The organism is Burkholderia sp. HAN2018 (assembly GCF_024704855.1).
Classification (GTDB): Bacteria; Pseudomonadota; Gammaproteobacteria; order Burkholderiales; family Burkholderiaceae; genus Burkholderia; species Burkholderia cepacia.
The window spans coordinates 1-12105 of sequence record NZ_QOBB01000210.1; the positions used below are offsets into that span (position 1 = coordinate 1).

Below are 12105 nucleotides of genomic sequence, written 5' to 3' on the forward strand. Positions count from 1 at the left end.
CGAACCGTCGGCCGCACCGGCCGCCGAACCGGCACAACCCGCGCCGCCCGCCGCCGTGCAACCGCCGGCTGCACAACCGGCTGCACCGCCCGCGCCTTCGCCTGTCACATCGCCTGTCACACAGTGAACTCGCGCGCGAATGCGCGTGATTCGGCAATTTCGACCGATTACAGATTTCCGTGAAATCGCCGATGACACTCTTTAACAACTATTTCAGTCCACCGGTCGACAATGGGAAACGTTTCATAGACATCGGCTTCTAACCGATACACCCCACGCAAACGGGAACGGGGTGTGCAGCGCAAGCCCCTTGAAACCGGCAAGGCTCGCCCCACCTAGGGGACAACAAGGCCAGATGCCACTGCGAAGAGGAGTGCCGCCATGCAAATGATCTACAACAGCCCCAACTACTGCGTCGTCGAATTCGCGCCGCAGGCCGGCCACCACCTGATGAATGCCGGCGGATACGAAATCGTCGACAAGAACGCACAGCGCGAGATCTTCATCGACGGCGAACTTGCCGAACGATTCCGCGCACACGTGAAGCAGCTGATCGAAGATGAACCGTCGCTCGATGAAGTCGACGAATTCCTCGGACAATTCGACAGCCTGATGATGATGCCCGTCGTACTGCACTGACGACCCGCGGCCCGGCGCCTCGCGCGGCCGGGCCATTCGCCGCGCATCGACGCGGCGCCGCGAGCACTCCGATCATGCCCCTGCCCGGTTCGCCGGGCGGGGGTTTTCATTTGGCGGCCCGGCCGGCGCCGCGCAAGGCCGGGCGGCGCCCATGCGCACCGGCTACAATGACGGTTTTCCCGTCTTCGCCGGTCTTTCGCCCATGTCTGCGACTCCTCTCGCCGCTTCCGTCCCGCTCGACGCGCACTACACGCGCGGCGCCGCTCTGCCTGCGCTGCTGAAATCGCGCATCCTGATCCTCGACGGCGCGATGGGCACGATGATCCAGCGCTACAAACTCGACGAAGCCGCGTATCGCGGCGAGCGCTTCAAGGATTTCCCGCGCGACATCAAGGGCAACAACGAGCTGCTGTCGATCACGCAGCCGCAGATCATCCGCGAGATCCACGACCAGTACTTCGCGGCCGGCGCCGACATCGTCGAGACCAACACGTTCGGCGCGACGACCGTCGCGCAGGCCGACTACGAGATGGAAGATCTCGTCGTCGAGATGAACATCGAATCGGCGAAGCTCGCGCGCGAGGCGGCCGCGAAATATGCGACGCCGGACAAGCCGCGCTTCGTCGCGGGCGCGATCGGGCCGACGCCGAAAACGGCCAGCATCTCGCCGGACGTCAACGACCCGGGCGCCCGCAACGTCACGTTCGACGAGCTGCGCGCGTCGTACTACCAGCAGGCGAAAGCACTGCTCGACGGCGGCGTCGACCTGTTCCTCGTCGAGACGATCTTCGACACGCTGAACGCGAAGGCCGCACTGTTCGCGCTCGACGAACTGTTCGAGGACACCGGCGAGCGCCTGCCGATCATGATCTCGGGCACCGTCACCGATGCGTCGGGCCGGATCCTGTCGGGCCAGACCGTCGAGGCGTTCTGGAACTCGCTGCGTCACGCGAAGCCGCTGACGTTCGGCCTGAACTGCGCGCTCGGCGCGGCGCTGATGCGCCCGTACATCGCCGAGCTCGCAAAGCTGTGCGACACCTACGTGTCGTGCTACCCGAACGCGGGCCTGCCGAACCCGATGGCCGAGACCGGCTTCGACGAGACGCCTGACGTCACGTCGGGGCTCCTGAAGGAATTCGCGCAAGCCGGGCTCGTGAACCTCGCGGGCGGCTGCTGCGGCACGACGCCCGAACACATCGCCGAGATCGCGAAGGCGCTCGCCGACGTGAAGCCGCGCCGCTGGCCGAACCAGTACAGCGACAACGCCTGACCCGACCGCCCCACGCCCTTCATCACCAGAATTCGCACCGCCATGACCGATCACATGATGCGCCTCGCCGGCCTCGAGCCGTTCAACGTCACGTCCGGAACGCTCTTCATCAACGTCGGTGAGCGCACCAACGTCACCGGCTCGAAGGCGTTCGCACGCATGATCCTCAACGGCCAGTTCGACGAGGCGCTCGCCGTCGCGCGCCAGCAGGTCGAGAACGGCGCGCAGGTGATCGACATCAACATGGACGAGGCGATGCTCGATTCGAAGGCGGCGATGGTGCGCTTCCTGAACCTGATCGCGTCGGAACCGGACATCGCGCGCGTGCCGATCATGATCGACTCGTCGAAGTGGGAAGTCATCGAGGCGGGCCTGAAGTGCGTGCAGGGCAAGGCAATCGTGAACTCGATCTCGCTGAAGGAAGGCGAGGAGGCGTTCGTCCATCATGCGAAGCTGATCCGCCGCTACGGCGCCGCGGCCGTCGTGATGGCGTTCGACGAGCAGGGCCAGGCCGACACGTTCGCGCGCAAGACCGAGATCTGCAAGCGCTCGTACGACGTGCTCGTGAACCAGTGCGGCTTCCCGCCGGAAGACATCATCTTCGACCCGAACATCTTCGCGGTCGCGACCGGCATCGAGGAGCACAACAACTACGCGGTCGACTTCATCGAGGCGACCCGCTGGATCAAGCAGAACCTGCCGTACGCGAAGGTGAGCGGCGGCGTGTCGAACGTGTCGTTCTCGTTCCGCGGCAACGACCCGGTGCGCGAGGCGATCCACACCGTGTTCCTGTACCACGCGATCCAGGCGGGGATGGACATGGGCATCGTGAACGCGGGCCAGCTCGGCGTGTACGCCGAGCTCGACGCGGAGCTGCGCGAGCGCGTCGAGGACGTGATCCTGAACCGCCGCGACGACTCGACCGACCGCCTGCTCGAAATCGCCGACAAGTTCAAGGCGGGCGGCGCGAAGAAGGAAGAGAACCTCGAGTGGCGCAACCAGCCGGTCGAGAAGCGGCTCTCGCATGCGCTCGTGCACGGCATCACGAACTTCATCGTCGAGGATACGGAAGAAGTCCGCGCGAAGATCGCCGCGGCCGGCGGCCGCCCGATCAACGTGATCGAAGGCCCGCTGATGGACGGGATGAACATCGTCGGCGACCTGTTCGGCCAGGGCAAGATGTTCCTGCCGCAGGTCGTGAAATCGGCGCGCGTGATGAAGCAGGCGGTCGCGCACCTGATCCCGTTCATCGAGGAAGAAAAGCGCCTGCTCGCGGAAGCGGGCGGCGACGTGCGCGCGAAGGGCAAGATCGTCATCGCGACCGTGAAGGGCGACGTGCACGACATCGGCAAGAACATCGTGTCGGTCGTGCTCCAGTGCAACAACTTCGAAGTCGTCAACATGGGCGTGATGGTCCCGTGCAACGAGATTCTCGCGAAGGCGAAGGTCGAGGGCGCGGACATCATCGGGCTGTCGGGCCTCATCACGCCGAGCCTCGAGGAAATGGCGTACGTCGCGTCGGAAATGCAGCGCGACGACTACTTCCGCGTGAAGAAGATCCCGCTGCTGATCGGCGGCGCAACGACCTCGCGCGTGCACACGGCCGTCAAGATCGCGCCGCACTACGAAGGCCCGGTGGTCTACGTGCCCGACGCGTCGCGCTCGGTGTCGGTCGCATCGAGCCTGCTGTCCGACGAAGGCGCGGCGAAGTACCTCGACGAACTGAAGTCCGACTACGAACGCATCCGCGACCAGCACGCGAACCGCAAGGCGCAGCCGATGGTCACGCTCGCCGAGGCGCGCGCGAACAAGACCCGGGTCGACTGGGCGAGCTACCAGCCGGTGAAGCCGAAGTTCATCGGCCGCCGCGTGTTCAAGAACTACGACCTGAACGAGCTCGCGAACTATATCGACTGGGGCCCGTTCTTCCAGACCTGGGACCTCGCGGGCCCGTACCCGGCGATCCTGAACGACGAGATCGTCGGCGAATCGGCGCGCCGCGTGTTCTCCGACGCGAAATCGATGCTCGCGCGCCTGATCCAGGGACGCTGGCTGACCGCGAGCGGCGTGATCTCGCTGCTGCCGGCGAATACCGTCAACGACGACGACATCGAGATCTACAGCGACGAGTCGCGCAGCGAGGTGCTGCTCACGTGGCGCAACCTGCGCCAGCAGAGCGTGCGTCCGGTGGTCGACGGCGTGATGCGGCCGAACCGCTCGCTCGCCGACTTCATCGCGCCGAAGGAATCGGGCGTCGCCGACTACATCGGGATGTTCGCGGTGACGGCCGGCCTCGGTGTCGACGTGAAGGAGAAGCAGTTCGAAGCCGACCACGACGACTACAGCGCGATCATGCTGAAGGCGCTTGCCGACCGCTTCGCGGAAGCGTTCGCGGAAGCGATGCACGCGCGCGTGCGGCGCGAGCTGTGGGGTTATGCGAGCGGCGAGACGCTCGACAACGATGCGCTGATCGCGGAAAAGTACGCAGGCATCCGCCCGGCACCCGGCTACCCGGCCTGCCCCGACCACCTCGTGAAGCGCGACATGTTCGACGTGCTGCACGCGGACGAGATCGGCATGAGCGTGACCGACTCGCTGGCGATGCTGCCGGCCGCAAGCGTGTCGGGCTTCTATCTCGCGCATCCGGACAGCACGTATTTCTCGGTCGGGAAAATCGGACAGGATCAGCTCGAGGACTACGCGCAGCGCATGGCGCTGTCGCTCGACGACGCGCGCCGCGCGCTTGCGCCGCAGCTCTGACCAGCCCTTCGGCGGACGCACCGCCGCCCGCTATCGTCAGACAAAAGAAAAAGCCCGCTCGGAAGCGGGCTTTTTTCTGCCTTTCGATCCTTTCGGACCGCCGGGCAAGGACGCTCAGAAGCCCCAGTGCACGTCGGCTTCGCCGGCTTTCGCTTCGCGCAGCATCGTGAGGAACGGCGCGACGCGCTGGGCCAGGCTCGGCGGCACTTCGTGGTGCGCGTGGTCGGCTTCGTCCTCGTGGAAATGGCCGGCATGCTCGGCGCGCTCCTGCTTCGCCTGCGCAACGGCGCCTTCCAGCTTGGCGATCGCGTGGTCCAGTTCGTCGTGCGTAATCACGCCGCGCTCGCCCAGCTGCTTGCCGACGAGACCCAGCACATACACGGCGAAATCCTTCAGCACGTCGAGATCCTGTGCCGCCTTGCTCTTGAACGTAATCATGACAATTCCCTTTTCATCTTGTTGTGCCTGCGCGGCGAGGTTGGGGAACGCCGGCAGACCGGCGTCCGGCCTCGCGGACGCGGGCCGCCTGAGCGGCATATTAGCACCTGTTAAAATTCTGCGATCCCTGAAACGCGCGCTTAAAAAGCGCGCCGGCGGGCCGGCGTTTCCGGCCGCCACCAACGAAGCCTTCTACCAGCATGCTGCCAGCACACAAACAGACCCTCGAAGCCCTGCTCGCGGATAGCGTCAAGCAGGTCGCACACGCGCTGAAAGGCGCCGACGCTGCATTCGTCGCCCCGACCATCACGCTGGAGCGCCCGAAGGTCGCCGCGCACGGCGACGTCGCGTGCAACGTCGCGATGCAGCTCGCCAAGCCGCTCGGCACGAACCCGCGCCAGCTCGCCGAGCAGATCGTCGCCGCCCTGACCGCCCAGCCGGGCGCGCAAGGCCTCGTCGACGCCGCCGAGATCGCCGGCCCCGGCTTCATCAACCTGCGCCTGTCGGCCGCCGCGAAGCAGGCGGTGATCGCCGCCGTGTTCGACCAGGGCCGCGCGTTCGGCACGTCGGATCGCGAGAAAGGCAAGCAGGTGCTGCTCGAATTCGTGTCGGCGAACCCGACCGGCCCGCTGCACGTCGGCCACGGCCGCCAGGCCGCGCTCGGCGACGTGCTCGCGAACGTGATCGCGAGCCAGGGCTACGCGGTGCACCGCGAGTTCTACTACAACGACGCAGGCGTGCAGATCGGCAACCTCGCGATCTCGACGCAGGCGCGCGCTCGCGGGCTGAAGCCGGGCGACGCGGGCTGGCCGGAAGCCGCGTACAACGGCGAATACATCGCCGACATCGCACGCGACTTCCTGGCAGGCGAAACGGTCGCCGCGTCGGACGGCGAGCCGGTCAAGGGCACGGGCGACGTCGAGGATCTCGACGCGATCCGCAAGTTCGCGGTCACGTACCTGCGCCGCGAGCAGGACATGGACCTGCAGGCGTTCGGCGTGAAGTTCGACCAGTACTACCTCGAGTCGTCGCTGTACAGCGAAGGCCGCGTCGAGAAGACGGTCGACGCGCTGATCAAGGCCGGCATGACCTACGAACAGGACGGCGCGCTGTGGCTGCGCACGACCGACGAAGGCGACGACAAGGATCGCGTGATGCGCAAGTCGGACGGCACGTACACGTACTTCGTGCCGGACGTCGCGTACCACGTGACGAAGTGGGAGCGCGGCTTCACGAAGGTGATCAACATCCAGGGTTCGGACCACCACGGCACGATCGCGCGCGTGCGCGCCGGCCTGCAGGGCCTGCACATCGGGATCCCGAAGGGCTACCCCGATTACGTGCTGCACAAGATGGTCACCGTGATGCGCGACGGCCAGGAAGTGAAGATCTCGAAGCGCGCGGGCAGCTACGTGACGGTGCGCGACCTGATCGAATGGTCGGGCGGCGCGGCGGCGGGCCAGGAAGCGGCGCCCGACCTGATCGACGAAGCGACCATCACGCGCGGCCGCGACGCGGTGCGGTTCTTCCTGATCTCGCGCAAGGCCGATACCGAGTTCGTGTTCGACATCGACCTCGCGCTGAAACAGAACGACGAGAACCCGGTCTATTACGTCCAGTACGCGCATGCGCGGATCTGCTCGGTGCTCAACGAACTGAAGGCGCGCTACAACGTCGACGCCGCGCAGCTGCCGGGTGCCGACCTGTCGCAGCTGACGAGCGCGCAGGCGGCGTCGCTGATGCAGAAGCTGGCCGAGTACCCGGACATGCTCACGCACGCGGCGAACGAGCTGGCGCCGCACGCGGTCGCGTTCTACCTGCGCGACCTCGCTGGTGAATTCCACTCGTTCTACAATGCGGAGCGCGTGCTGGTGGACGACGAAGCGCCGCGCAATGCGCGCGCCGCGCTGCTCGCCGCGACCCGGCAGGTGCTCGAGAACGGTCTGGCGGTGCTCGGCGTGTCCGCGCCCGCCAAGATGTAACGACGCAAGCGGCCCGAACCGGGCAGCGAATGGCCGTGGCAGCGCCCGCCGTCGGATGCCCGCCGTCGGACGCCCGCCGCAGCCTTTTCACGATTCTTTTTGCAGGTGACTCAAGCAATGGCACAACCACGCCGCACTTCGAAACAATCGAAACAAGCCGGAGGGACATTTCTTGGAATCGTGCTGGGCCTGATCGTCGGCCTCGCGATCGCGGTGGTGGTGGCGCTCTACATCACGCGTTCCCCGTCGCCGTTCGTGTCGAAGGTCGCGCCGCCGCCGGCCGACAACGGCGCGAGCCAGCCGCAGCAGTTCGATCCGAACCGCGCGCTGCAGGGCAAGACGCCGGGCCAGCCGGTGCCGCAGGCCGCGCAGCCGGCGCCGCCGAACACCGCGCCCGGCCAGGCCGCGAACCAGACCCAGGGCGGCCTGCTGCCCGAACCGCAGATCGTCGAAGTGCCGCCGTCGGCCAACGGGTCGAGCGGCTCGAACAATACCGGCAGCCCGAACGGCACGACCGCGTCGAACAATGCGTCGTCGGGCAACGGCGTCGCCGTCGCGCCGAAGCCGGCCGACACCACGCCGCCGCCGAAGAAGACGCAGCAGGCGCAACAGCAGCAGCAAGGCGGCGAGGACGACCTCGCACGTTTCGCCGCGCAGAAGCAGGCGCAGCAAGCCGCCGCACAAAAGCAGCAACAGCAGCAACTGGCCGCGAACACGCCGAAGCCGACCTCGTCGGCCACGGCCGCCGCGGCAGCGAAGCCGCCGACCGCGAACGACGCGAATACCGGCTACTTCCTGCAGGTGGGCGCGTACAAGACGGAAGGCGACGCCGAGCAGCAGCGCGCGCGCCTCGGCTTCCAGGGCTTCGAGTCGAAGGTGTCGAAGCGCGATGTCAGCGGTGTGACGTACTTCCGCGTGCGCGTCGGCCCGTTCTCGAAGTTCGAGGATATGAACTCGGCCCGCCAGCGCCTGTCCGATGCAGGTGTCGACACGGCGGTGATCCGTTTCACGAAGCAGTAAGCAACCGGCCGAGCCCACTCAGAACCCGTTACGTTCCGTAACCCGAGCAACTGATTCGACGTTCACAACATGAAAAAACTGCTTAGCACGCTCCTTCTTTCCCTGGGCCTGGCCGCCGGTCTCGCGCAGGCTTCGCCCGCCGCGCCGGTCGCCGGCAAGGACTTCGAGGTGATGAAGTCGCCGCAGCCGGTGTCCGCGCCGGCCGGCAAGGTCGAGGTGATCGAGTTCTTCTGGTACGGCTGCCCGCACTGCTACGAATTCGAGCCGACGATCGAGGCCTGGGTGAAGAAGCAGGGCAGCAACATCGACTTCAAGCGCATCCCGGTCGCATTCCGTGACGATTTCGTCCCGCACTCGAAGCTGTTCTACGCGGTGTCCGCGCTCGGCATCTCCGAGAAGGTCACGCCGGCGATCTTCAACGCGATCCACAAGCAGAAGAACTACCTGCTGACGCCGCAGGCGCAGGCCGACTTCCTGGCCACGCAGGGCGTCGACAAGAAGCAGTTCATGGACGCGTACAACTCGTTCAGCGTGCAGGGCGAAGTGAACCAGTCGGCCAAGCTGCTGAAGGACTACGCGATCGACGGCGTGCCGACGGTCGTCGTCCAGGGCAAGTACAAGACGGGCCCCGCTTACGCGAACAGCATCCCGGGTACCGCCCAGGTGCTCGACTTCCTCGTGAAGCAGGTTCAGGACAAGAAGCTCTGATCCCCGCCCGCGCGCCGGCATGACTACTCCGCTGAAGGTCTTCATCACCGGCGCATCGAGCGGCCTCGGCCTCGCGATGGCCGAGGAATACGCCCGCCAGGGCGCCACGCTCGCACTCGTCGCGCGACGCACCGATGCCCTCGACGCGTTCGCGCGACGCTTCCCGAAGCTGTCCATCTCCGTCTACTCCGCCGACGTGCGCGACGCCGACGCGCTCGCGACGGCCGCCGCGTCGTTCATCGCGACGCACGGATGCCCCGACGTCGTGATCGCGAATGCCGGCATCAGCCAGGGCGCCGTCACGGGCCAGGGCGATCTCGCGACGTTCCGCGACGTGATGGACATCAACTACTACGGGATGGTCGCGACGTTCGAGCCGTTCGTCGGCCCGATGACGGCCGCGCGCCACGGCACGCTGGTCGGTGTCGCGAGCGTCGCCGGCGTGCGCGGGCTGCCGGGCTCCGGCGCGTACAGCGCGTCGAAATCGGCCGCGATGAAGTACCTCGAAGCGCTGCGCGTCGAGCTGCGGCCGGCCGGCGTCGGCGTCGTGACGATCGCGCCCGGCTACATCCGCACGCCGATGACCGCGCACAATCCGTACCGGATGCCGTTCCTGATGGACGCCGACCGCTTCGCCGCGCGTGCGGCCCGGGTGATCGCGCGGCAGCACGCGTTCCGCGTGATTCCGTGGCAGATGGGTGTCGTCGCGAAGGTGCTGCACGTGCTGCCGCGCTGGCTCTACGACCGCCTGTTCGAGAAGGCGCCGCGCAAGCCGAAGGCCGGCGCGCACTGATCGGCCAAACGGCCCGCGTGACGCATCGCGGGCCGCTTCTCCGCTTCTCCGCCTCTCCGCCCCGACGCCTGACGGCTTCGACACCTCGAATCGCGGGGGCCAGCCCACAACGCTTCCGCACCGTCCTCGCCGTGCCGCTCCCCGGCCTCCCCGGCGCCTGCGCTCCACCGCTCGCCGCCCCAACACCCGTTCCGTCGCGAACGCAGCCGTTTTTCGGTCAATTCACCGCGTTCAGGCGCCTTTTTCCACGCGTCGCGCGCTTTGACGGTATGCTATTCGCCAGCCGCGCCGGCCCTGCCCGCTTCCGGGCCGCGCCCGCATCCCGTCACCCAGCAAAAAACACAAGCCACGTGGGAGATCCTATGCAGGTCAAGCTGTTCGCCGCGGCCGCGCTCGCCGCCGCCCTCGCCGCCCCCGGCCTCGCCGCCGCCAAGCCGCTCACCGTCTGCACGGAATCGAGCCCGGACGGCTTCGACGTCGTGCAGTACAACTCGCTCGTCACGACCAACGCGTCGGCCGACGTGATCTTCAACACGCTCGTGTCGTACGACGAAGCGGCGAAGAAGGTCGTGCCCGCGCTCGCCGACAAATGGGAAGCGAGCGCCGACGGCCTCACGTACACGTTCCACCTGCGCCCGAACGTCGCGTTCCAGACCACCGACTATTTCAAGCCGGGCCGCGCGCTGAACGCGGACGACGTCGTGTTCACGTTCTCGCGGATGCTCGACGATTCGAACCCGTGGCACAAGGTGGCCGGCGCGAGCGGCTTCCCGCACGCGCAGTCGATGGGCCTCGTGAAGCTCGTGAAATCGGTCACGAAGGTCGACGACAGCACCGTGAAGTTCGTGCTGAACGAACCGAACGCGACGTTCGTGCCGATCCTGACGATGGGCTTCGCGTCGATCTACTCGGCCGAATACGCGGATCAGCTGCTGAAGGCCGGCAAGCAGGCCGACCTGAACGCGAAGCCGGTCGGCACCGGCCCGTTCGTGCTGAAGAGCTATACGAAGGACGCGCTGATCCGTTACGACGCAAACCCGACGTACTGGGGCACGAAGCCGAAGGTCGACCGGCTGATCTACGCGATCACGCCCGACCCGTCGGTGCGCCTGCAGAAGGTGAAGGCCGGCGAATGCCAGATCGCGCTGTCGCCGAAGCCGCAGGACGTGCTCGCCGCGAAGGGCGACAACGCGCTGAAGGTCGTGCAGACGCCCGCGTTCATGACCGCGTTCGTCGCGCTGAACACGCAGAAGAAGCCGCTCGACAACGACAAGGTGCGTGAAGCGCTGAACCTCGCGTTCGACCGCGCGACCTACCTGAAGGTCGTGTTCGACAACACCGCGACGGCCGCGAACAACCCGTATCCGCCGAATACGTGGAGCTACGCGAAGGACGTCGCGCCGTATGCGTACGATCCCGCGAAGGCGAAGCAGCTGCTCGCGCAGGCCGGCTTCCCGAACGGCTTCTCGACGACGATCTGGACCCGCCCGACCGGCAGCGTGCTGAACCCGAACCCGAAGGTCGGCGCGGAGCTGCTGCAGGCCGACCTCGCGAAGATCGGCGTGAAGGCCGAGGTCAAGGTGATCGAATGGGGCGAACTGATCAAGCAGGCGAAGCTCGGCCAGCATGACATGCTGTTCATGGGCTGGGCCGGCGACAACGGCGATCCGGACAACTACCTGTCGCCGCTGTTCAGCTGCAACGCGGTGAAGTCGGGCATCAACTTCGCGCGTTTCTGCGACGCGCAGCTCGACAAGCTGATCGCCGACGGCAAGTCGACCGCCGACCAGGCCAGGCGCGCGAAGCTGTACGAAGCCGCGCAGAAGATCATCCACGACCAGGCGCTGTGGATTCCGCTCGGCTACCCGACCGCGGCCGCGCTCACGCGTACGAGCGTGAGCGGCTACCACGTGAGCCCGTTCGGGCGGCAGAACTTCACGACGGTCGCCGTGCAGTAACGCGCCCCTCGCGCGTGGCACGCAAGCGACGGTGCGTCGGGCCGTCGCTTGCGGCCCGCGCGCCGCGCTTGCTACACTGCGCGCTCATTCCTCATACCGGACGCCAGCCAAAGTGAACAACTAAGCCTTCCCAAAATGTTTTCGCCGCCGTGCCACGCACGCCGCGCGCGAAGGTCTTCACGCATTTTCGGAGGTGCTTATGGCTGCTGCCACGCCCACCGGCGCGCTCGTCGCGCTTCATCACGTTTCCTTCCGCTTCGACGACGGCGTCACGCTGTTCGATTCGCTCGACCTTTCCATCGACCGCACGCCGACCGGCATCGTCGGCCGCAACGGCGTCGGCAAGAGCCAGCTCGCGCAACTGATCGCGGGCCGCTGCGCGCCGAGCACGGGGACGATCGACCGGTCGACGCAGGTCGCCTACGTCGCGCAGCAGCACGACGATGCCGCCGCCGGCCCGCGAACCGTCGCGCAGCTCGCCGCGCTCGATGCGCCGCTCGGCGCACTCGCGCGCCTCGCCGATGGCCGCGCGGAGCC

Annotated in this window: 11 protein-coding genes; 10 read left to right on the forward strand and 1 reads right to left on the reverse strand. The window is 66.8% G+C overall.

All coding sequences use genetic code 11. The features are described 5' to 3' along the window. The 4 genes from DPV74_RS33035 to metH form a co-directional block, all read left to right on the forward strand. Positions 1-183, forward strand: a 183-nt coding sequence (locus tag DPV74_RS33035; protein WP_205571961.1) for a hypothetical protein, incomplete at its 5' end; no start/stop codon positions are given. A gap of 198 nt (positions 184-381) precedes the next feature. Next, the gene (locus DPV74_RS33040; RefSeq protein ID WP_006477667.1) at positions 382-639 is read left to right on the forward strand and encodes a DUF3567 domain-containing protein; all 258 of its coding nucleotides are present in this window, start codon (positions 382-384) and stop codon (positions 637-639) included. A gap of 202 nt (positions 640-841) precedes the next feature. Beyond that, positions 842-1909 (forward strand): homocysteine S-methyltransferase family protein, encoded by a 1068-nt coding sequence (locus DPV74_RS33045; protein WP_027789009.1) that lies wholly within the window; start codon positions 842-844, stop codon positions 1907-1909. Positions 1910-1951: 42 nt separating this feature from the next. Beyond that, on the forward strand, positions 1952-4669 hold the full coding sequence (gene metH / locus DPV74_RS33050) for a methionine synthase (protein ID WP_059683933.1): 2718 nt from the start codon (positions 1952-1954) through the stop codon (positions 4667-4669). A 114-nt stretch (positions 4670-4783) separates the two neighbouring features. On the opposite strand, the gene DPV74_RS33055 is transcribed toward metH, so the two are convergent. Continuing rightward, positions 4784-5107: a DUF1840 domain-containing protein gene (locus tag DPV74_RS33055; protein ID WP_011353361.1), complete on the reverse strand. Its 324-nt coding sequence runs from the start codon at positions 5105-5107 to the stop codon at positions 4784-4786. Positions 5108-5307: 200 nt separating this feature from the next. Here DPV74_RS33055 and argS point away from each other — a divergent pair, with 200 nt between their 5' ends. From argS to DPV74_RS33085, 6 genes are all read left to right on the forward strand, one after another. After that, on the forward strand, positions 5308-7089 hold the full coding sequence (gene argS, locus DPV74_RS33060) for an arginine--tRNA ligase (protein ID WP_059695321.1): 1782 nt from the start codon (positions 5308-5310) through the stop codon (positions 7087-7089). Between the two features lie 117 nt (positions 7090-7206). Then, the gene (locus DPV74_RS33065) at positions 7207-8109 is read left to right on the forward strand and encodes an SPOR domain-containing protein (protein WP_119338705.1); all 903 of its coding nucleotides are present in this window, start codon (positions 7207-7209) and stop codon (positions 8107-8109) included. A gap of 69 nt (positions 8110-8178) precedes the next feature. Further along, the gene (locus DPV74_RS33070; RefSeq protein WP_059492004.1) at positions 8179-8817 is read left to right on the forward strand and encodes a thiol:disulfide interchange protein DsbA/DsbL; all 639 of its coding nucleotides are present in this window, start codon (positions 8179-8181) and stop codon (positions 8815-8817) included. Between the two features lie 19 nt (positions 8818-8836). Continuing rightward, positions 8837-9610 (forward strand): SDR family oxidoreductase, encoded by a 774-nt coding sequence (locus tag DPV74_RS33075; protein ID WP_119338706.1) that lies wholly within the window; start codon positions 8837-8839, stop codon positions 9608-9610. Positions 9611-9972: 362 nt separating this feature from the next. Further along, entirely contained in the window at positions 9973-11568 is a 1596-nt protein-coding gene (locus DPV74_RS33080; RefSeq protein WP_060082786.1) for an ABC transporter substrate-binding protein, read from the forward strand. 199 nt (positions 11569-11767) lie between these two features. Continuing rightward, a partial coding sequence (locus DPV74_RS33085) for an ATP-binding cassette domain-containing protein (protein WP_119338707.1) occupies positions 11768-12105 on the forward strand: 338 nt, incomplete at its 3' end.